18 protein-coding genes are annotated in these 21592 nt (G+C 61.3%); 17 read left to right on the forward strand and 1 reads right to left on the reverse strand.

Annotated elements, in window-relative coordinates; genetic code table 11:
- The first annotated feature begins 60 nt into the window (after positions 1 to 60).
- The 15 genes from bamA to ispD all read left to right on the forward strand — a co-directional run bounded on the left by bamA (position 61) and on the right by ispD (position 18591).
- Entirely contained in the window at positions 61 to 2448 is a 2388-nt protein-coding gene (gene bamA, locus CWE01_RS00610; RefSeq protein ID WP_100938587.1) for an outer membrane protein assembly factor BamA, read from the forward strand.
- A gap of 45 nt (positions 2449 to 2493) precedes the next feature.
- Entirely contained in the window at positions 2494 to 2997 is a 504-nt protein-coding gene (locus CWE01_RS00615) for an OmpH family outer membrane protein (protein WP_100938588.1), read from the forward strand.
- Positions 2998 to 3000: 3 nt separating this feature from the next.
- Positions 3001 to 4056, forward strand: a complete 1056-nt coding sequence (lpxD, locus tag CWE01_RS00620; RefSeq protein ID WP_100938589.1) for a UDP-3-O-(3-hydroxymyristoyl)glucosamine N-acyltransferase — start codon at positions 3001 to 3003, stop codon at positions 4054 to 4056.
- A 114-nt stretch (positions 4057 to 4170) separates the two neighbouring features.
- The gene (gene fabZ, locus CWE01_RS00625) at positions 4171 to 4611 is read left to right on the forward strand and encodes a 3-hydroxyacyl-ACP dehydratase FabZ (protein WP_040064770.1); all 441 of its coding nucleotides are present in this window, start codon (positions 4171 to 4173) and stop codon (positions 4609 to 4611) included.
- Positions 4608 to 5384 (forward strand): acyl-ACP--UDP-N-acetylglucosamine O-acyltransferase, encoded by a 777-nt coding sequence (gene lpxA / locus CWE01_RS00630; protein WP_100938590.1) that lies wholly within the window; start codon positions 4608 to 4610, stop codon positions 5382 to 5384. Before fabZ ends, lpxA begins: the two co-directional genes overlap by 4 nt.
- A gap of 2 nt (positions 5385 to 5386) precedes the next feature.
- A complete protein-coding gene (gene lpxB, locus CWE01_RS00635) occupies positions 5387 to 6517 on the forward strand; it encodes a lipid-A-disaccharide synthase (protein WP_100938591.1) in 1131 nt (376 codons plus the stop codon).
- A gap of 11 nt (positions 6518 to 6528) precedes the next feature.
- Positions 6529 to 7155: a ribonuclease HII gene (gene rnhB, locus CWE01_RS00640; protein ID WP_256145534.1), complete on the forward strand. Its 627-nt coding sequence runs from the start codon at positions 6529 to 6531 to the stop codon at positions 7153 to 7155.
- A gap of 72 nt (positions 7156 to 7227) precedes the next feature.
- Complete coding sequence (dnaE, locus tag CWE01_RS00645; protein WP_100938593.1) at positions 7228 to 10749, forward strand: DNA polymerase III subunit alpha; 3522 nt, start codon at positions 7228 to 7230, stop codon at positions 10747 to 10749.
- 149 nt (positions 10750 to 10898) lie between these two features.
- On the forward strand, positions 10899 to 11846 hold the full coding sequence (locus CWE01_RS00650; RefSeq protein ID WP_100938594.1) for an acetyl-CoA carboxylase carboxyltransferase subunit alpha: 948 nt from the start codon (positions 10899 to 10901) through the stop codon (positions 11844 to 11846).
- A gap of 42 nt (positions 11847 to 11888) precedes the next feature.
- A complete protein-coding gene (gene tilS / locus CWE01_RS00655; RefSeq protein WP_100938595.1) occupies positions 11889 to 13217 on the forward strand; it encodes a tRNA lysidine(34) synthetase TilS in 1329 nt (442 codons plus the stop codon).
- 274 nt (positions 13218 to 13491) lie between these two features.
- Entirely contained in the window at positions 13492 to 15123 is a 1632-nt protein-coding gene (locus CWE01_RS00660; RefSeq protein ID WP_100938596.1) for a CTP synthase, read from the forward strand.
- An 18-nt stretch (positions 15124 to 15141) separates the two neighbouring features.
- Positions 15142 to 15987, forward strand: coding sequence for a 3-deoxy-8-phosphooctulonate synthase (gene kdsA, locus CWE01_RS00665; RefSeq protein WP_100938597.1), 846 nt, complete (start codon positions 15142 to 15144; stop codon positions 15985 to 15987).
- Positions 15988 to 16144: 157 nt separating this feature from the next.
- A complete protein-coding gene (gene eno / locus CWE01_RS00670; protein ID WP_100938598.1) occupies positions 16145 to 17434 on the forward strand; it encodes a phosphopyruvate hydratase in 1290 nt (429 codons plus the stop codon).
- 171 nt (positions 17435 to 17605) lie between these two features.
- A complete protein-coding gene (ftsB, locus tag CWE01_RS00675; protein ID WP_100938599.1) occupies positions 17606 to 17884 on the forward strand; it encodes a cell division protein FtsB in 279 nt (92 codons plus the stop codon).
- Positions 17881 to 18591 (forward strand): 2-C-methyl-D-erythritol 4-phosphate cytidylyltransferase, encoded by a 711-nt coding sequence (ispD, locus tag CWE01_RS00680; RefSeq protein ID WP_100938600.1) that lies wholly within the window; start codon positions 17881 to 17883, stop codon positions 18589 to 18591. Before ftsB ends, ispD begins: the two co-directional genes overlap by 4 nt.
- A gap of 9 nt (positions 18592 to 18600) precedes the next feature.
- On the opposite strand, the gene CWE01_RS00685 is transcribed toward ispD, so the two are convergent.
- A complete protein-coding gene (locus CWE01_RS00685; protein ID WP_100938601.1) occupies positions 18601 to 19497 on the reverse strand; it encodes a LysR substrate-binding domain-containing protein in 897 nt (298 codons plus the stop codon).
- Positions 19498 to 19604: 107 nt separating this feature from the next.
- On the opposite strand from CWE01_RS00685, the gene CWE01_RS00690 reads away from it, so the two are divergent.
- Entirely contained in the window at positions 19605 to 20717 is a 1113-nt protein-coding gene (locus CWE01_RS00690; RefSeq protein WP_100938602.1) for an S-(hydroxymethyl)glutathione dehydrogenase/class III alcohol dehydrogenase, read from the forward strand.
- 8 nt (positions 20718 to 20725) lie between these two features.
- On the forward strand, positions 20726 to 21571 hold the full coding sequence (fghA, locus tag CWE01_RS00695; RefSeq protein ID WP_100938603.1) for an S-formylglutathione hydrolase: 846 nt from the start codon (positions 20726 to 20728) through the stop codon (positions 21569 to 21571).
- The last annotated feature ends 21 nt before the right edge of the window (positions 21572 to 21592 follow it).

Below are 21592 nucleotides of genomic sequence, written 5' to 3' on the forward strand. Positions count from 1 at the left end.
GCGAATCTGCCGCATTGTGCGGCAGTTTGTTTATTGCCAGTTGGAATAAGAAAGGACTTCATGAAACGTCTGCTGCTAACTGCGGTTCTCACCGTATTGATGATCGCCGAAGTTCACGCCGAGTCCTTCACTATCTCCGATATTCGTGTCAACGGCCTCCAGCGGGTATCCGCTGGTAGCGTGTTTGGCGCGTTACCGTTGAATGTCGGGGAGCAAGCGGATGACCGTCGCCTGGTGGAATCCACTCGCGCGCTGTTCAAAACCGGTTTCTTCCAGGATATCCAGCTGGGGCGCGAAGGTAACGTCCTGGTCATCACGGTCGTCGAACGACCTTCGGTGGCCAGCATCGATATCGAAGGCAACAAGGCGATCTCGACTGACGACCTGATGAAGGGGTTGAAACAGTCCGGCCTGGCCGAGGGTGAAATCTTCCAGCGCGCGACCCTTGAAGGCGTGCGTAACGAACTTCAACGTCAGTATGTGGCCCAGGGCCGCTACTCGGCCGAGGTCGAGACCGAAGTCGTTCCCGAGCCGCGTAACCGCGTGGGCTTGAAGATCAAGATCAACGAAGGCACCGTCGCCGCGATCCAGCACATCAACGTGGTGGGTAACTCGGTATTCAAGGACGAAGACCTGATCGATCTGTTCGAACTCAAGACCACCAACTGGCTGTCGTTCTTCAAGAACGATGACAAGTATGCCCGCGAAAAGCTCTCCGGTGACCTGGAACGCCTGCGTTCCTACTACCTGGACCGCGGCTATATCAACATGGATATCGCCTCGACCCAGGTGTCCATCACCCCGGACAAGAAAAGCGTCTATATCACTATCAACGTCACCGAAGGCCAGAAGTACAAGGTCCGTGACGTGAAGCTAAGTGGTGACCTGAAGGTGCCGGAAGACCAGGTCAAGTCCCTGTTGCTGGTGGAGAAGGGCCAGGTGTTCTCGCGCAAGCTGATGACCACCACCTCGGAACTCATCACCCGCCGCCTGGGTAACGACGGCTACACCTTCGCCAACGTCAACGGTGTACCGACGCCGCACGATGACGATCACACCGTCGATATCACCTTTGTGGTCGACCCGGGCAAGCGTGCCTACGTCAACCGTATCAACTATCGTGGCAACACCAAGTCCGCGGACGAAGTGCTGCGTCGTGAAATGCGTCAGATGGAAGGCGGTTGGGCTTCCACCTACCTGATCGACCAGTCCAAGACCCGTCTTGAACGTCTGGGCTTCTTCAAGGAAGTCAACGTCGAAACCCCGGCTGTTCCGGGTGTCGATGACCAGGTTGACGTGAACTACGCCGTGGAAGAGCAGGCCTCGGGTTCCATTACCGCCAGCGTCGGTTTTGCCCAGAGCGCCGGTCTGATCCTGGGCGGTTCGATCACCCAGAACAACTTCCTCGGTACCGGTAACAAGGTCAGCATCGGCCTGACCCGTAGCCAATACCAGAGCCGCTATAACTTCGGTTATGTCGACCCCTACTGGACGCCGGACGGTGTCAGCCTGGGTTACAACGTGTTCTATCGCACCACTGACTACAGCGAGCTCGACGTCAGCGTCGCCAGCTATGCCGTGGACAGCCTGGGTGCCGGTGTCAGCCTCGGCTACCCGATCGACGAGACGTCGCGCCTGACCTTCGGCCTGACGGCCCAGCAGGACAAGATCCAGACCGGCCAGTACACCGTCGACGAAATCTTCAACTTCGTTAACACCCAGGGCGATGAGTTCCTGAACTACAAGGCCTCGCTCGGCTGGTCGGAGTCGACCCTGAACAAAGGCGTCCTGGCGACCCGTGGTCACTCCCAGAGCCTGACCCTGGAAAGCACCATCCCAGGCAGCGACCTGTTGTTCTTCAAGCTCGACTACCGCGGCCAGGTGTTCCAGCCGTTGACCGATACCTACACCATGCGTTTCCACACCGAATTGGGTTATGGCGACGGCTACGGTTCGACCAACGGTCTGCCGTTCTATGAGAACTACTACGCTGGTGGTTTCAACTCGGTACGTGGTTTCAAGGACAGCACCCTCGGCCCACGTGGTACGCCAAGTCGTGGCGTGGATGTGACCGGTAACGTCGGGACGATTGCCGATACCAGCACGAGCGCCTTGCCGTTCGGTGGTAACGTGCTGATTCAAGGTGGTGCGGAGCTGCTGTTCCCGCTGCCATTCGTGAAGGACCAGCGTTCGCTGCGCACCTCGCTGTTCTGGGACGTGGGTAACGTGTTCGACTCCAAGTGCGAACAGGTCCGCAACACCAATGGCACGCTGTCGCAGACGCAGTGCAACGACATCAGTTTCAGCAACCTGGCCAGTTCCGTGGGTGTTGGCGTGACCTGGGTAACCGCCCTGGGGCCTTTGAGTTTTGCCCTGGCCGTGCCGGTCAAAGAGCCTAATAACGCTGAAACCCAGGTGTTCCAATTCTCCCTCGGTCAGACCTTCTAACGGCCTGACCCTAGATAACGACAACGGATTTTGTAGGAGTTTATCGTGCGTAAGTTGACTCAACTGGTTCTGCTGGCCACTGTTCTGGTAGCGACCCCGGCCTTTGCCGAAATGAAAATCGCGGTCCTGAACTATCAGATGGCCTTGCTGGAATCCGACGCAGCCAAGAAGTACGCGGTCGATGCCGAGAAGAAGTTCGGTCCGCAACTGACCAAGCTCCAGGCCCTGGAAAGCAGCGCCAAGGGTATCCAGGATCGTCTGGTGGCCGGTGGCGACAAGATGCAGCAGGGCGAGCGCGAGCGTCTTGAGCTGGAATTCAAGCAAAAGGCCCGTGACTTCCAGTTCCAGTCCAAGGAGCTGAACGAAGCCAAAGCCGGTGCTGACCGTGAAATGCTCAAGCAGCTCAAGCCAAAGCTGGATAGCGCCGTGGAAGAAGTCATCAAGAAAGGTGCCTTTGACCTGGTGTTCGAGCGTGGCGCCGTGATCGATGTCAAGCCGCAGTACGACATCACCCGCCAGGTGATCGAGCGCATGAACCAGCTGAAGTAATCCATGACAGCGACCATCAAGCTCGGCCAATTGGCCGAGATCCTCGGTGCCACCCTACGTGGCAACGAGGAGAAACAAATCACTGGGCTAGCCACCTTGCAGGAGGCTGGCCCAGCTCAGTTGAGCTTTCTGGCAAATCCCCAGTACCGCAAATACCTCGCTGACAGCCAGGCCGGCGCCGTGTTGCTCAAGGCTGCCGATGCCGAAGGTTATGCCGGCGATGCGCTGGTGGTGGCCGATCCTTACCTGGCCTATGCGCGTATTTCGCACCTGTTCGATCCCAAGCCCAAAGCGCCTGCCGGGATTCACCCGAGCGCGGTGGTGGCTGCCGATGCGCAGGTCGATCCGACTGCCAGTATCGGTGCCTTTGCGGTGATCGAGAGTGCTGCGCGGATCGGTGCCGGGGTGACCGTCGGTGCCCAGTGTTTTGTCGGTGCCCGCTGTGAAATCGGCGAAGGCGGCTGGCTGGCGCCCCGGGTCACGCTGTACCACGACGTGCGCATCGGCAAACGTGTGGTGATCCAGTCCGGTGCCGTGCTCGGCGGTGAAGGCTTCGGCTTCGCCAACGAAAAGGGTATCTGGCAGAAAATTGCCCAGATCGGCGGCGTGACCATCGGTGACGACGTGGAGATCGGCGTCAACACCGCCATCGACCGCGGTGCCTTGGCTGACACGATCATTGGCAATGGCGTCAAGCTCGACAACCAGATTCAGATCGCCCACAACGTTCAGGTGGGCGATCACACGGCCATGGCCGCCTGCTGCGGGATTTCCGGCAGCACCAAGATCGGCAAGCACTGCATGCTTGCCGGTGGCGTCGGCCTGGTGGGGCATATCGAGATTTGCGACAACGTCTTCCTGACCGGGATGACCATGGTGACCCACTCGATTACCGAGCCGGGTGCCTATTCTTCCGGAACGGCGATGCAGCCGGCTGCCGAGTGGCGCAAGAGCGCGGCGCGTATTCGCCAGCTCGACGACATGGCCCGGCGCTTGCGGCAGCTGGAAAAGCGGGTAGGCGACGTGACCCCGGACGGTAATGCTTCATCAGATGGCTGATACCATTTTCCATATCAAGTAGCCGCCTGAGTCTGTACGAAAGCTGCCTTCTTGATTTGCTAGAGGAGCCGCGCGTGGCGCGCTCCCACTCTTTACTACAGGCTTCCCCACGAAATGATGGACATCAAAGAGATTCGCGAATACCTGCCTCACCGTTACCCGTTCCTGCTGGTGGACCGGGTGGTGGAACTGGATGTCGAGGCCCAGCGCATTCGTGCCTACAAGAATGTCAGCATCAACGAGCCTTTTTTCAATGGCCACTTCCCGGCGCATCCGATCATGCCGGGCGTGCTGATCATCGAAGCCATGGCCCAGGCTGCCGGCATCCTCGGTTTCAAGATGCTCGACGTGAAGCCTTCCGACGGCACCCTGTACTACTTCGTCGGTTCCGACAAACTGCGTTTCCGTCAGCCGGTACTGCCGGGTGACCAGTTGATCCTCGAAGCCAAGTTCATCAGCTGCAAGCGCAAGATCTGGAAGTTCGAGTGCCAGGCGTCGGTTGACGGCAAGCCGGTCTGCTCGGCCGAGATCATCTGTGCGGAACAGAAAGTATGAGTTTGATTGACCCTCGCGCAATCATCGATCCCACGGCCGTGCTGGCCGAGGGCGTTGAGGTCGGCCCCTGGTCGATCGTCGGCGCAGGTGTGGAAATCGGCGAGGGGACAGTGATCGGGCCGCATGTGATTCTCAAGGGCCCGACCCGGATCGGCAAACACAACCGCATCTACCAGTTTTCCTCGGTAGGCGAAGACACGCCCGATCTCAAGTACAAAGGCGAAGAGACGCGCCTGGTCATTGGTGACCACAACGTTATCCGCGAAGGTGTGACCATCCACCGGGGCACGGTGCAGGATCGTTCGGAAACCACCCTGGGCGACCACAACCTGATCATGGCCTACGCGCATATCGGTCACGACAGCGTGATCGGCAACCACTGCATCCTGGTCAACAACACGGCGTTGGCCGGGCATGTGCACATGGGTGATTGGGCGATTCTCTCGGGTTTCACCCTGGTCCATCAGTTCTGCCATATCGGCGCCCACAGCTTTTCCGGCATGGGCACCGCCATCGGCAAGGATGTTCCGGCCTATGTCACGGTATTCGGCAACCCCGCCGAAGCCCGCAGCATGAACTTCGAAGGCATGCGCCGTCGTGGCTTCAGCGAGGAAGTGATCCACGCCCTGCGCCGGGCCTACAAGGTGGTGTACCGCCAGGGCCTGACGGTGGAACAAGCCATTGCCGAGTTGGCCGAACCTGCCGCGCAGTATCCTGAAGTGGCGGTGTTCCTCGAGTCGATCCAGTCCTCGACCCGCGGCATCACCCGCTGATCATGGCGACTTTGCGGATTGCGCTGGTCGCCGGGGAAGCTTCCGGCGACATTCTCGGCTCTGGTCTGATGCGGGCGCTCAAGGCCCAGCATCCCGAAGTCGAGTTCATCGGGGTCGGGGGCCCGCTGATGCAGGCCGAAGGCCTGGTCTCCTATTTCCCCATGGAACGGCTGTCGGTGATGGGCCTGGTGGAAGTGCTCGGCCGTCTGCCTGAGCTGCTCAAACGCCGCAAGCTGCTGATCCAGACGCTGATCGCCGAGCGGCCCGATGTGTTCATTGGCATCGATGCGCCGGATTTCACCCTGAATATCGAACTCAAGCTGCGCCGTGCCGGGATCAAGACCGTGCATTACGTCAGCCCGTCGGTCTGGGCCTGGCGGCAGAAGCGGGTGCTGAAGATCCGCGAAGGCTGCGACCTGATGCTGACGCTGTTCCCCTTCGAAGCGCGTTTCTATGAAGAGAAGGGCGTGCCGGTGCGGTTTGTCGGGCATTCCCTGGCCGACGCCATTCCCTTGCAGGCTGACCGTGGGCAAGCGCGGGCCGAACTCGGCTTGCCGGACGGTCCGTTGGTGGCGCTGATGCCGGGCAGTCGCGGTGGCGAAGTCGGGCGCCTGGGTGGCCTGTTCCTCGATACCGCGCAACGCCTGCGGGAGATGCACCCCGGTATCCGTTTTGTCATGCCCTGCGCCAGCCCGCAGCGGCGTAGCCAGATCGAGGCCCTGCTGGTCGGTCGCGACCTGCCCCTGACCTTGCTCGACGGCCAGTCCCACAAGGCCCTGGCCGCCTGCGACGCGGTGTTGATCGCCTCGGGTACGGCGACGCTGGAGGCCCTGCTGTACAAGCGTCCGATGGTCGTCGCCTATCGTCTGGCGCCGCTGACCTTCTGGATTCTCAAGCGACTGGTAAAAAGTCCCTACATCTCGTTGCCCAACCTGCTGGCCCAGCGTCTGTTGGTGCCCGAGTTGCTGCAGGATGACGCAACCCCTGAAACCCTGGCGCAGACCTTGTCGCCGCTGATCGAAGGCGGCGAAGAACAGACCCGGGGCTTCGACGAAATCCATCGCACCTTGCGCCTGGATGCCTCGAACCAGGCCGCCGACGCGGTGTTGAAGCTGATCGGCAAAACCGTATGAGTAACCTGAAAATGCAGATGGGATTGGACTTCACCCTGGTGGCCGATGCCGAAGACCTGGTCGCTGGTGTCGATGAAGTCGGTCGTGGCCCGCTCTGCGGCGCGGTGGTGACGGCGGCGGTGATCCTCGATCCCAAGCGCCCGATCCTCGGCCTCAACGACTCGAAGAAGCTCACTGAAGCCCGGCGCGAAAAACTCTACGACGAAATCCGCGAAAAGGCTCTGAGCTGGTGTATCGCTCGCGCTGAAGTCGAGGAAATCGACGAGCTGAACATTTTGCATGCCACCATGCTGGCGATGCAGCGGGCGGTCGAAGGTCTGCATATCCAGCCCAAGCTGGCGATGATCGACGGCAACCGCTGTCCAAAACTGTCGATGGCGGCCGAAGCGGTGGTCAAGGGCGACAGCAAGGTGCCGGCCATTGCGGCGGCGTCGATCCTGGCCAAGGTCAGCCGTGATCGTGAAATGGCGGCGGTTGAATTGATCTACCCGGGTTATGGCATCGGCGGGCATAAAGGCTATCCGACACCCGTGCACCTGGAAGCCTTGCAGCGGCTGGGGCCGACGCCGATTCACCGGCGTTCGTTCGCACCGGTACGCCTGGCCTATGAGAGTCATGGGCGGTCCAGCGAACTTTAACGCTGCTGATGTTTTAGCCAAGGCCCGGTACAATCCGGGCCTTGTTGTTTCTACAGATTAGACAGGATCACTATGCCGGCTTCATTCGTTCATCTACGCCTGCACACTGAGTACTCCCTGGTCGACGGCCTGGTTCGGATCAAGCCGCTGGTCAAGGCCCTGAACGGCCTGAATATGCCCGCCGTGGCGGTGACCGACCAGAACAACATGTGTTCCCTGGTCAAGTTCTACAAGGCCTCCATGGGTGCCGGGATCAAGCCGATCTGCGGCGCCGACCTGTGGTTGTCGAACAAGGATCCCGATGCCCCGCTGAGCCGCCTCAGCCTGCTGGCGATGAATGCCGTGGGCTACCGCAACATCACCGAACTGATTTCCCGTGGCTATATCGATGGCCAGCGCAACGGCATGGTCATCATCGAGCGCGAGTGGGTGGCCGAGGCCAGCGAAGGCGTGATCATGCTCTCGGCGGCCAAGGAGGGCGAGATCGGCATGGCCCTGCTCGGCGACAACGCCGCTGAAGCCGAAGCCCTGGCCCGTGAGTGGATGGCGGTGTTCCCGGACCGTTTCTACCTGGAGGTCCAGCGCACCAACCGTCCCAACGACGAAGAGCAGTTGCACGGCGCCGTGGCCCTGGCCGACAAGCTGGGCGCACCGCTGGTGGCGACCAACGATGTGCGCTTTATCAAGCAGGAAGACTTCGAGGCCCACGAAACCCGCGTCTGCATCGGTGAGGGCCGGGCCCTCGACGATCCGCGGCGTTCGAAGAACTACAGCGACCAGCAATACCTCAAAAGCGCCGAGGAGATGGCCGAGCTGTTCAGCGACCTGCCCGACGCCCTGGAAAACAGCGTCGAGATCGCCAAGCGCTGCAATATCGAAGTGAAGCTGGGCAAGCACTTCCTGCCCAACTTCCCGATCCCCGATGGCATGACCATCGACGAGTATTTTCGCAAGGTGTCCTTCGACGGTCTCGAAGATCGCCTGTCGGTCCTGCTGCCCAGGGACACCACCGAAGACTACGAAGCCAAGCGCCAGGTCTATGTCGACCGGCTGAATTTCGAGCTGGATATCATTATCCAGATGGGCTTCCCCGGCTACTTCCTGATCGTGATGGACTTTATCCAGTGGGCCAAGAGCAATGGCGTGCCCGTGGGCCCCGGCCGGGGTTCGGGTGCCGGTTCCCTGGTGGCCTACGTCCAGAAGATCACCGACCTCGACCCGCTGGAATATGACCTGCTGTTCGAACGTTTCCTCAACCCGGAACGGGTATCCATGCCCGACTTCGACGTCGACTTCTGCATGGACGGTCGCGACCGGGTGATCGACTACGTGGCCGAGAAGTACGGCCGCAACGCCGTGAGCCAGATCATCACCTTCGGTTCCATGGCCGCCAAGGCGGTGGTGCGCGACGTGGCGCGGGTCCAGGGCAAGTCCTACGGCTTGGCGGATCGCCTGTCGAAGATGATCCCCTTCGAAGTCGGCATGACCCTGGAAAAAGCCTACGAGCAGGAAGAAATCCTCCGGGACTTCATCAAGGTCGATGAAGAAGCGGCGGAAATCTGGGAGATGGCGCGCAAGCTCGAAGGCGTGGTGCGTAACGTCGGTAAACACGCCGGTGGCGTGGTGATCGCGCCGACCAAGCTGACCGACTTCTCGCCGATCTACTGCGACGAGGAAGGCGACGGCCTGGTGACCCAGTTCGACAAGGACGACGTGGAGGCGGCCGGCCTGGTGAAGTTCGACTTCCTCGGCCTGCGGACCCTGACGATCATCGACTGGGCGCTGAAGACCATCAACCGTGACCGCGCCAAGGTCAACGAACCGCCACTGGATATCGCCTTTATCCCGCTGGATGACAAGCCGACCTACAGCCTGTTGCAGAAGGCCGAGACCACGGCGGTGTTCCAGCTTGAATCCCGCGGCATGAAGGAGCTGATCAAGAAGCTCAAGCCCGACTGCCTGGAAGACCTGATCGCACTGGTGGCCCTGTTCCGTCCGGGGCCGCTGCAGTCCGGCATGGTGGACGACTTCATCAACCGCAAGCACGGCCGCGCCGAGCTGGCGTACCCGCATTCCGATTACCAGTACGAAGGCCTCAAGCCGGTACTGGCGCCGACCTACGGCATCATCCTGTATCAGGAACAGGTGATGCAGATCGCCCAGGTCATGGCCGGCTACACCCTCGGCGGCGCGGACATGCTGCGTCGGGCCATGGGTAAGAAAAAGCCCGAGGAAATGGCCAAGCAGCGTGGCGGTTTCATCGAAGGTTGCGCGAGCAATAATATCGATCCGGACCTTGCCGGTAACATCTTCGACCTGGTGGAGAAATTCGCCGGTTACGGCTTCAACAAATCCCACTCCGCCGCCTACGGCCTGGTTTCCTACCAGACCGCCTGGCTGAAAGCCCACTACCCGGCGCCGTTCATGGCCGCGGTACTGTCCGCGGATATGCACAACACCGACAAGGTCGTGACCTTGATCGAGGAAGTGCGGACCATGAAGCTGCGCCTCGACGCGCCGGACGTGAACGCTTCGGAGTTCAAGTTCACGGTGAACGACGAAGGCCGGATCATCTATGGCCTCGGTGCGATCAAGGGCGTCGGCGAAGGGCCGGTGGAGGCGATCACCGAAGCGCGCCAGGACGGTCCGTTCAAGGACCTGTTCGATTTCTGCGCCCGGGTCGACCTCAAACGCATCAACAAACGTACCCTCGACGGTTTGATCCGCAGCGGTGCGCTGGATCGCCTTGGCCCGTATTTCCATGACGAGACCAAGGCCTACCAGGCCAATATCGACCGTAACCGCGCGGTGTTGCTGGCGGCGATGGAAGAGGCGATCAAGGCTGCCGAACAGACCGCGCGGACCCACGACAGTGGCCATGCCGACCTGTTTGGCGGGCTGTTCGTCGAAGAAGACGCCGATGTCTACGCCAATCATCGCAAGGCCAAGGAGCTGACCCTCAAGGAGCGGCTGAAGGGCGAGAAAGATACCCTCGGCCTCTACCTCACCGGTCACCCGATCGACGAATACGAAGGCGAGATCCGCCGCTTCGCCCGGCAGCGCATCATCGACCTGAAGCCGGCCCGGGATACCCAGACAGTCGCCGGGATGATCATCAACCTGCGGGTGATGAAAAACAAAAAAGGCGACAAGATGGGCTTTATCACCCTCGACGACCGTTCGGCACGGATCGAGGCCTCGTTGTTCGCCGATGCGTTCATGTCGGCCCAGTCGCTGTTGCAGACCGATGCCATGGTGGTGGTCGAAGGCGAGGTCAGCAACGACGACTTCTCTGGCGGCCTGCGCCTGCGGGTCAAGCGGGTGATGAGCATGGAAGATGCCCGTACCAACCTGGCCGAAAGCCTGCGCTTGAAGCTGCAAAGTGCCGCGCTCAAGGGCGATCAGCTGCGTTGGCTGGGGGAATTGCTCGGCAAGCACCGGGGTGCTTGCCCGATCACCCTGGAGTACACCGGCAGCGACGCCAAGGCCTTGTTGCAGTTCGGCGAGAGCTGGCGGATCGACCCGGCGGACAGTCTGATTCAGGCATTGCGTGACCAGTTCGGGCGAGACAACGTCTTCCTCCAATACCGTTAGGACGGTGGCGCACTCGCTGCGCGCCGACCTTGACCCTATTTTTAATCTCGACCTGAGCGCGCCATATCCCGTAAGGTAGGGCGCGATACAGATCAATCGGCCGGCCAGGCTGTGTAAAAACTACTGTGCTCGACCCAAGACGGATGCTTATGAACCCGAATTTTCTTGATTTCGAACAGCCGATCGCTGACCTGCAAGCCAAGATCGAAGAGCTGCGCTTGGTCGGTAACGACAATTCGCTGAACATCGGCGATGAGATCTCCCGCCTGCAGGACAAGAGCAACACGCTGACCGAAGATATCTTCGGCAAGCTGACCAGCTGGCAGATCGCGCGTCTGGCGCGTCACCCGCGTCGTCCGTATACCCTGGACTACATCAACCACATCTTCACCGAGTTCGACGAACTGCACGGCGATCGGCATTTCTCCGACGACGCGGCGATTGTCGGCGGTATTGCCCGCCTGGACGACCAGCCGGTGATGATCATCGGTCACCAGAAGGGCCGTGAAGTGCGCGAGAAGGTGCGTCGCAACTTCGGCATGCCGCGTCCGGAAGGCTACCGCAAGGCTTGCCGCCTGATGGAAATGGCCGAGCGTTTCAAGATGCCGATCCTGACCTTCATCGACACCCCGGGTGCCTACCCGGGCATCGACGCCGAAGAGCGCAACCAGAGCGAAGCGATTGCCTGGAACCTGCGGGTGATGGCGCGGCTGAAAACCCCGATCATCGCCACCGTGATCGGTGAGGGCGGTTCCGGCGGTGCCTTGGCCATCGGCGTATGCGACCAACTGAACATGCTGCAGTACTCGACCTACGCGGTGATTTCCCCTGAAGGCTGTGCTTCCATTCTGTGGAAAACCGCCGAGAAGGCCCCGGATGCGGCTGAAGCCATGGGCATCACCGCCGAGCGCCTCAAGGGCCTGGGGATTGTCGACAAGGTGATTTCCGAGCCCCTGGGCGGTGCGCATCGCGACCCGGCCACGGCGGCGGCATCGATTCGTGCCGAACTCAGCTCGCAGTTGGCTATGCTGAAAAAGTTCGACAACGATGCGCTGCTGGCTCGTCGTTACGAGCGTCTGATGAGCTACGGTCTCTGATAACGCGCGTTATCGTTCGTGAGCCAGCGCGGGGGGCAACCCATGCGTCAGCCTGATATCGATCTGCCTTCCAGGCTGCTCGAAGCCCTTTCGCCCTGGCGCAATGCCCAGACCTGGCGGATCGGCTTCTCCGGCGGCCTGGACTCCACTGTGCTGCTGCACCTGCTCGCCAGCCTGGCGAAAACCCGGCCCCTGCCCAGGATTGCCGCCTTGCATGTCCATCACGGACTGCAGGCGGTGGCCGACGGCTGGCCGGCCCATTGCCAGGCGGTCTGTGATGAGCTGGGAGTGCCGTTGCAGGTGATCCGCGTCAGCGTCCAGCTGGGTGCCAGCCTTGAGCGTGCCGCCCGTGATGCGCGCTACCTGGCCTTTGCCGGGGTCACCCAATTGCACGATGTGCTGCTGACCGCCCAGCATCGCGAAGACCAGGCCGAAACCCTGCTCTTTCGCCTGCTGCGCGGTGCCGGGGTACGCGGCCTGGCGGCCATGCCGGCGCAGCGTGAGGTCGGCGGCGGCTATCTGGTGCGTCCGCTGCTGGATGTTTCCCGGGCCGAGCTCGAGCGTTATGCCCATCAGCACGGCCTGCGCTGGATTGAAGATCCGTCCAACAGCGACCAGCAGTTCTCGCGCAACTTCCTGCGCCACCGGGTCTTTCCCGGACTGACCGAGCGCTGGCCGCAAGCGGTGAGCAGCATGGTGCGCAGCGCCGCGCACCTGCGCGAGGCCCAGGAGTTGCTCGACGAATTGGCCGAAGTCGACCTCGACGATGCCCTGGCGCATTCCCGGCATGTCTGGCTGGGGATGCCGTCGCTGGCCCTCGACGCCCTGATCGACCTGTCCCCGGCCCGCCAGCGCAACGCCCTGCGGCATTGGCTGGCACCGCTGACCCGGCTGCCGGACAGCGACCATTGGGCCGGTTGGGACGATCTGCGCGATGCGGCCCATGACGCCCGGCCGAAATGGCGCCTGGCCGAGGGTGAGCTGCATCGTGCTGACGAACACCTGTGGTGGTTGAGCGGGTCGTGGTTGCGCCAGCCGCTGGCGGATATCGCCTGGAACTGCCCGAGTCGTCCGCTGGAGCTGCCGGACAATGGCGAGCTGCTGGTGGTCGGCGAGGCGCCGGCCGGTCCCTTGCAGGTCCGCTATCGTCAGGGCGGCGAGGTTTTGCATCTGCCGGACCGCGGACACCGCGATCTGAAGCGCCTGCTTAACGAAAGTGGCGTGCCCTGGTTTATCCGCGGCCGATTGCCGCTGCTCTATCGAGGCGACGAATTGCTTGCCGTGGCGAACCTGCCGGGCCTCGACGGCGGGGCGTTGGGTGACTGGCATTTGCATTGGCAGCCACCTTCGAGCGATCAAGGTTTGAGCTGAAAGGCGCTTTCCGGTAGACTACGCTCCCTTCTTGATACAACTTCTGTGGATTGCCAGCAATTGCAGGAGTTGCCGATTACCAGGCTGTCTTTGCCGGGCGATTCCAAAAAATGTGTAGCGCGCACCGTACCGCGGGTTCAACCCTGCGGACCGTCTCAACGCAGCAGTTTTTCGAAAGGTGCACTGTGATGATCGCAGGTAATCGGGGGCTTCGGCCTTCCTTCGCTTTCCCCGGCGGCTCGGACCGCTTTAACGCAGACTTCTAGGGTTTTTCATGACGCGCTACATATTCGTCACGGGCGGTGTTGTTTCTTCATTGGGGAAAGGCATTGCCTCGGCTTCATTGGCGGCCATCCTGGAGGCGCGGGGACTGAAAGTCACCATGCTCAAACTGGACCCGTACATCAACGTCGATCCGGGCACCATGAGCCCGTTCCAGCACGGTGAAGTCTTCGTCACCCATGACGGTGCCGAGACCGACCTGGACCTGGGTCACTACGAGCGGTTCATCCGCACGACCATGACCCAGAACAACAACTTCACCACCGGCCGTGTCTACGAGCATGTGCTGCGCAAGGAACGTCGTGGTGATTACCTGGGCGCCACCATCCAGGTGATCCCGCACATCACCGACGAGATCAAGCGCCGCATCATCAAGGGTGCCGGCGATGCTGACGTGGCCCTGGTGGAAATCGGCGGGACGGTCGGCGACATCGAGTCGCAACCGTTCCTCGAAGCCATCCGTCAGTTGCGTTTCGAAGTCGGCGCCAAGCGCGCGATGCTGATGCACCTGACCCTGGTGCCGTACATCGCCACCGCCGGCGAAACCAAGACCAAGCCGACCCAGCACTCGGTCAAGGAACTGCGTTCCATCGGCCTGCAGCCGGACGTGCTGGTCTGCCGTTCCGATCATCCGATCGATATCTCCTCGCGTCGCAAGATCGCCCAGTTCACCAACGTTGAAGAACGTGCGGTGATCGCGCTGGAAGATGCCGACACCATCTACAAGATCCCAGGCATCCTGCACTCCCAGGGCCTGGATGATTTCGTCGTCGAGCGTTTCGGCCTGCAATGCGGCGGTGCCGACCTGTCCGAGTGGGAAGCGGTGGTTGACGCCAAGCTGAACCCGGAACACGAAGTCACCATCGCCATGGTCGGCAAGTACATGGAACTGCTGGACGCCTACAAGTCGCTGATCGAAGCGATGAGTCACGCCGGCATCACCAACCGTACCAAGGTCAACCTGCGTTACATCGACTCCGAAGACATCGAAAACCAGGGTACCGCGCTGCTCGAAGGCGTTGACGCCATCCTGGTTCCAGGTGGTTTCGGTCTGCGTGGTGTGGAAGGCAAGATCACCGCGGTCCAGTACGCTCGGGAAAACAAGGTGCCGTACCTGGGTATCTGCCTGGGCATGCAAGTGGCGGTCATCGAGTTCGCCCGTAACGTGATGGGTTGGAAAGACGCCAACTCCACCGAGTTCGATCGCACCAGCGGTCACCCGGTGGTCGGCCTGATCACCGAGTGGGAAGATTCCACCGGCGCGGTCGAAACCCGTACCGAGACCTCCGACCTGGGCGGCACCATGCGCCTCGGTGCCCAGGACTGCCTGCTCGAAGCCGGTTCCCTGGTACACGACTGCTATGCCAAGGACGTGATCGTCGAACGTCACCGTCACCGCTACGAAGTGAACAACAAGCTGCTGCCGCAGATCATCGAAGCCGGCCTGAAGATTTCCGGTCGCTCGGGTGATGGCGCGCTGGTGGAAGTGGTCGAGGCTCCGGATCATCCATGGTTCGTCGCTTGCCAGTTCCACCCTGAGTTCACCTCGACCCCGCGCGACGGCCATCCGCTGTTCAGCGGTTTCGTCAAGGCGGCCTTGGCTCAACACCAGAAGAACGCGTGATCTCGGAGAGATAGAAGCATGGCCCAAAAGATCATCCGCGTAGGCGACATCGAGATTGCCAACGACAAGCCGATGGTGCTGTTCGGCGGCATGAACGTACTGGAAAGCCGGGACATGGCGATGCAGGTCTGTGAAGAGTACGTGAAGGTAACCGAGAAACTCGGTATTCCTTACGTATTCAAGGCCAGCTTCGACAAGGCCAACCGTTCGTCCGTCACCTCCTACCGTGGCCCCGGCCTGGAAGAAGGGATGCGGATTTTCCAGGACATCAAGCAGGCGTTTGGCGTGCCGATCATTACCGACGTCCACGAGCCGGCCCAGGCCGCCGTGGTCGCCGAGGTCTGCGACATCATCCAGTTGCCGGCCTTCCTGTCGCGCCAGACCGACCTGGTGGTGGCCATGGCCAAGACCGGTGCGGTGATCAACATCAAGAAGGCCCAGTTCCTCGCGCCCCAGGAAATGAAACACATCCTGAGCAAGTGCGTGGAAGCGGGCAACGACCAGTTGATCCTCTGCGAGCGCGGTTCGAGCTTCGGCTACAACAACCTGGTGGTCGACATGCTCGGCTTCGGCATCATGAAGCAGTTCGAATACCCGGTGTTCTTCGATGTGACCCACGCCCTGCAGATGCCGGGCGGTCGCTCGGACTCCGCCGGTGGTCGTCGGGCCCAGGTCACCGACCTGGCCAAGGCCGGCATGAGCCAGGGTCTGGCCGGGCTGTTCCTGGAAGCGCATCCGGATCCGGACAACGCCAAGTGCGACGGGCCTTGTGCCTTGCGCCTGGACAAGCTGGAACCGTTCCTGGCCCAACTCAAGGCTTTGGACACACTGGTGAAGAGTTTTCCGACGGTAGAAACCGCGTAATCCTTAAATCTCCGGTAAAGTACCGCACGATTCAAGGCTCTGGACCTGGGTTCAGAGCCTTTTCGTCTGCAAGGCTGCCCATTTTTCATTCGCTTGCCGACGATCAAAGATTTCCTTCAGCTGCGTCGTTTTCGTCAACTTTGGAGTGTTTACAACAATGGCAAAAATCGTCGACATCAAAGGTCGTGAAGTTCTCGACTCCCGTGGCAACCCCACCGTGGAAGCTGACGTGCTTCTGGACAACGGCATCATCGGCAGCGCCTGCGCGCCGTCCGGTGCTTCCACCGGTTCGCGTGAAGCGCTGGAACTGCGTGATGGCGACAAGAGCCGTTACCTGGGCAAGGGCGTGCTGAAGGCCGTCGGCAACATCAACGGCCCGATCCGTGAGCTGCTGCTGGGCAAGGATCCTTCCGACCAGAAGGCCCTGGACCACGCGATGATCGCGCTGGACGGTACCGAGAACAAGGCGACCCTGGGCGCCAACGCCATCCTCGCCGTGTCCTTGGCCGCCGCCAAGGCCGCTGCCCAGGACCAGGACCTGCCGCTGTACGCGCACATCGCCAACCTCAACGGTACGCCGGGTGTCTACTCCATGCCGGTGCCGATGATGAACATCATCAACGGCGGCGAGCATGCCGACAACAACGTCGACATCCAGGAATTCATGGTTCAGCCGGTAGGCGCCAAGACCTTCTCCGAAGGCCTGCGCATGGGCACCGAGATTTTCCATCACCTCAAAGCCGTGCTGAAGGCCCGTGGCCTGAGCACCGCTGTCGGTGACGAAGGTGGTTTCGCGCCGAACCTGGCCTCCAACGAAGACGCTTTGAAAGTGATCTCCGAAGCCGTCGCCAATGCCGGTTACAAGCTGGGCACCGACGTGACCCTGGCCCTGGACTGCGCCGCCAGCGAATTCTACGAAGACGGTAAATACAACCTGTCCGGCGAAGGCCAGGTGTTCACCGCCGAAGGTTTCGCCGACTACCTGAAAGGCCTGACCGAGCGTTACCCGATCATCTCCATTGAAGATGGCCTGGACGAGTCCGACTGGGACGGCTGGAAGATCCTCACCGACAAGATCGGCGAGAAGACCCAGTTGGTAGGCGACGACCTGTTCGTGACCAACACCAAGATCCTGAAAGAAGGCATCGATAAAAAGATCGCCAACTCGATCCTGATCAAGTTCAACCAGATCGGCACCCTCACCGAAACCCTGGAAGCCATCCAGATGGCCAAGGCCGCCGGCTATACTGCGGTGATCTCGCACCGTTCCGGTGAAACCGAAGATTCGACCATTGCCGACCTGGCCGTGGGCACCGCCGCGGGCCAGATCAAGACCGGTTCGCTGTGCCGCTCCGATCGCGTTTCCAAGTACAACCAACTGCTGCGTATCGAAGAGCAACTGGGCGCCAAGGCCAAGTACAACGGTCGCTCCGAGTTTCGCGGTTAAGCCGTAGATGGTAAAAAGACACCAGATTGTGTCGGAAAAGTCGCTATAGCGAGTTTTTTAGCACTAATCTGATGCTTTGAGAGCACAAGCCTGGTTCTTCCAGGCTTCGTGCTATCAGTCGGTTCGAAATGGTTGGCATGGCTGTCTTTTCCACTGGATAACTGAAATTCGATGCGCAGTCCCAATTGGTTGTTCCTCATTCTGCTCTTACTGCTGGCTGGCCTGCAGTACCGCCTTTGGGTGGGCAATGGGAGCCTGGCGCAGGTGGCCGACCTGACACAGCAAATTGCCGACCAGCACACCGAAAACGAGCGTCTGCTGGAGCGTAATCGCGTGCTTGACGCGGAAGTTCTTGAACTGAAGAAAGGCATGGAGACCGTTGAAGAACGTGCTCGCCATGAACTGGGCATGGTCAAGGACGGTGAAACCCTTTATCAGCTGGCGCAATGACTGAATTCTCTCTCCCGGCCTTCTGGGCCGTGATTCCTGCCGCGGGCGTCGGTGCCCGTATGGCCGCGGACCGTCCCAAGCAGTACCTGTCCCTGGGCGGACGCACGATTCTCGAACACAGCCTCGGCTGTTTCCTCGATCATCCGGGCTTGAAGGGCCTGGTGATTGCCCTTGCCGCCCACGATCCCTACTGGCCAGGCCTGGCCTGTGCCACGGATTCGCGTATCCAGCGGGTCGACGGCGGCAGCGAGCGGGCCGATTCGGTACTCAATGCCTTGTTGCACCTGCATACCCTGGGGGCGGCGGAGGACGATTGGGTGCTGGTCCACGATGCGGCGCGGCCCAATTTATCCCGTGGCGACCTCGACACCCTGCTCGCCGAGTTGGCGGATGATCCGGTGGGCGGCCTGCTGGCCGTGCCGGCGCGGGACACGTTGAAGCGCGTGGACAAGCAGGGGCGGGTGCTGGAAACCGTCGACCGGGCCCTGATCTGGCAAGCCTATACGCCGCAGATGTTCCGCCTGGGCGCCTTGCACCGGGCCCTGGCCGACAGCCTGGTGGCCGATGCGACCATCACCGATGAAGCCTCGGCGATGGAGTGGGCGGGGCAGGCGCCGCGCCTGATCGAAGGGCGTTCGGACAATATCAAGGTCACTCGCCCTGAAGACCTGGAGTGGCTGCGCCTGCGCTGGGCGAATCGTCGCTGACATCCCCGGTCAAACGGCGTACTCAGGCCGTTTGGCCAACCCCTCCTTGAGATAATCCACCAGCTTGCGCACTTTGGGCGACAGGTGCCGTTGTTGCGGATACAGCGCCCACACCGCCGTATTCGGTGGCTGATGGGCTTCGAGCAACGAGATCAGCGTGCCGTTGTGCAAATGCTCCAGCACGTAATAGTCCGGCAACTGGCACAACCCGACCCCCTGCAACGCCGCATCCAGCACTGCCTGCCCACTGTTGCAGCGCCAATTGCCCTGTACCCGCTGGGAAAACTCCCGCCCGTCCTGCTCCAGTTGCCAGATATCCGAACTGCCGATCAAACAGTTATGCCGGCTCAATTCCGACAGGCTATGGGGGCGACCATAACGTTCCAGGTAGGAGGGTGACGCGCACAGGTACATCCGCCGTGGCGCCAGTCGGGTCGCCACCAGTCGTGAATCCTGCAGGCGACCCAGCCGAATCGCCAGGTCCAGCCCTTCATGCACCAGGTCCAGGGTGCGGTTGCTCAACTCGATATCTACCCGCAACTGCGGATGCAGCCCCATGAAGCTGGTCACCAGCGGCACGATAAAACGTTCGCCATAGGCCACGGCGCAGGTCATGCGCAACATGCCCTTGGGCTCGCTGGTCAGGTCACCCACCGCGCGCAGGGCTTCCTCGCGGCCGTCCTGCAGGCGCTGGCAGTGTTGCAGGAAAGTCTGCCCGGCCTCGGTCAGGGTCACCCGCCGGGTGCTGCGATAAAGCAGGCGGGTTTGCAGGCGCTCCTCCAGCCGGGCGATCTGCCGGCTGATATGGGAAGACGACACCCCGAGGCGCTCCGCCGCCGCCGTGAACTGGCTGCATTCGGCCACCGCGACGAACTCGTCGATGCCCTCCCAGCGGTTGTCATTCATTGGATTGTCCCTGTACAGCAATAATGTTTTGCTTTTGATCGGATTATTAATCAATCGAGGCTGATTTACACTCAGGTTTTCGTTGTTCACTTTTCAGGAGTTGCTGGATGATCAAGTCACGTGCTGCCGTTGCCTTCGAGGCCAAGAAACCCCTCGAGATCGTCGAAGTCGATGTCGCCATGCCCAAGGCCGGCGAAGTGCTGTTGCGTGTCGTGGCCTCCGGCGTTTGCCACACCGACGCCTACACCCTGTCCGGTGCCGACCCGGAAGGTATCTTCCCGTCGATCCTCGGCCATGAAGGTGGCGCGATTGTCGAAGCCATCGGCGAAGGCGTGACCTCGGTGGCGGTGGGCGACCACGTTATCCCGCTGTACACCCCGGAATGCGGCAAGTGCAAATTCTGCCTGTCGGGCAAGACCAACCTCTGCCAGGCCATCCGCGCCACCCAGGGCAAAGGCCTGATGCCGGATGGCACTTCGCGTTTCTCCTACAAGGGCGAGACGATTTTCCACTACATGGGCACCTCGACCTTCTCCGAGTACACCGTGCTGCCGGAAATCTCCGTCGCCAAGATCTCGAAAGACGCACCGCTGGAGAAGGTCTGCCTGCTCGGTTGTGGCGTCACCACCGGGATCGGCGCCGTGATCAATACCGCCAAGGTCAAGCCAGGCGACACCGTGGCGATCTTCGGCCTCGGCGGCATCGGCCTGTCGGCGGTGATCGGTGCGGTCAAGGCCAAGGCGGCGCGGATCATTGCCATCGACATCAACCCGGCCAAGTTCGAGATCGCCCGGCAGCTCGGCGCCACCGATTGCGTCAACCCGAAGGACTTCGATCGCCCGATCCAGGAAGTGATCGTCGACATGACCGATGGCGGCGTGGACTTTTCCTTCGAGTGCATCGGCAATGTGCAACTGATGCGTGCCGCGCTGGAGTGCTGCCACAAGGGCTGGGGCGAGTCGGTGATCATCGGTGTTGCCGGTGCCGGCCAGGAAATCGCCACCCGTCCGTTCCAGTTGGTGACCGGGCGCGTCTGGCGCGGTTCGGCCTTCGGTGGCGTGCGTGGGCGCAGCGAGTTGCCGAGCTACGTGGAAATGGCGCAGAAGGGCGAGATCCCGCTGGATACCTTCATCACCCACACCATGGGCCTGGAAGATATCAACAAGGCGTTCGACCTGATGCATGAAGGCAAGAGCATTCGCACCGTCATCCATTTCTGAGGTCGGTCATGAGCCTGGAAAACCTGTCCTGCCAGAAAAGCTTCGGCGGCTGGCACAAACGCTACAAGCATCACTCCGAAGTCCTCGGCTGCGACATGGTGTTCGCCGTCTATCTGCCGCCGCAGGCCGAGCAGGGCGGCAAGCTGCCGGTGCTGTACTGGCTGTCCGGCCTGACCTGCACCGACGAGAACTTCATGCACAAGGCCGGTGCCCAGCGCCTGGCCGCCGAGCTGGGGTTGATCATCGTCGCGCCGGACACCAGCCCGCGTGGCGCCGACGTGCCCGGCGACCCGGACAAGGCCTGGGACTTCGGCCTGGGTGCCGGCTTCTATCTCAACGCGACCCAGCAACCCTGGGCCCAGCACTACCGGATGCACGACTACGTGGTGCATGAGCTGCCGGCGCTGGTCGAGGCGCATTTCCCGGCCTCGGACAAGCGCGGCATCAGCGGTCATTCCATGGGCGGGCATGGCGCGCTGGTCTGCGCCTTGCGCAATCCCGGGCGTTATCAGTCGCTGTCGGCCTTCGCGCCGATCAGCAACCCGATGGATTGTCCCTGGGGGCAGAAGGCCTTTTCCCGTTATCTGGGGGAAGAACGCTCGCGCTGGCGTGAGTGGGATGCCTGCGTGCTGATCGCCGAGGCCACTGAAAAGCTGCCGATCCTGGTGGACCAGGGCGATCGCGACGATTTCCTGGCCAACCAGCTCAAGCCCGAAGCGCTGCAACAGGCGGCGAAGCTGGCGCAACATCCGTTGACGTTGCGGCTGCAACCGGGCTACGACCACAGCTATTTTTTCATCGCCAGTTTCATCGACGACCACCTGCGTCATCACAGCGCAGCTCTTAGCGGTTAATCTCCCGCAAAATAGGTAGAA

This window comes from Pseudomonas sp. QS1027 (genome assembly GCF_002814235.1).
Classification (GTDB): Bacteria; Pseudomonadota; Gammaproteobacteria; order Pseudomonadales; family Pseudomonadaceae; genus Aquipseudomonas.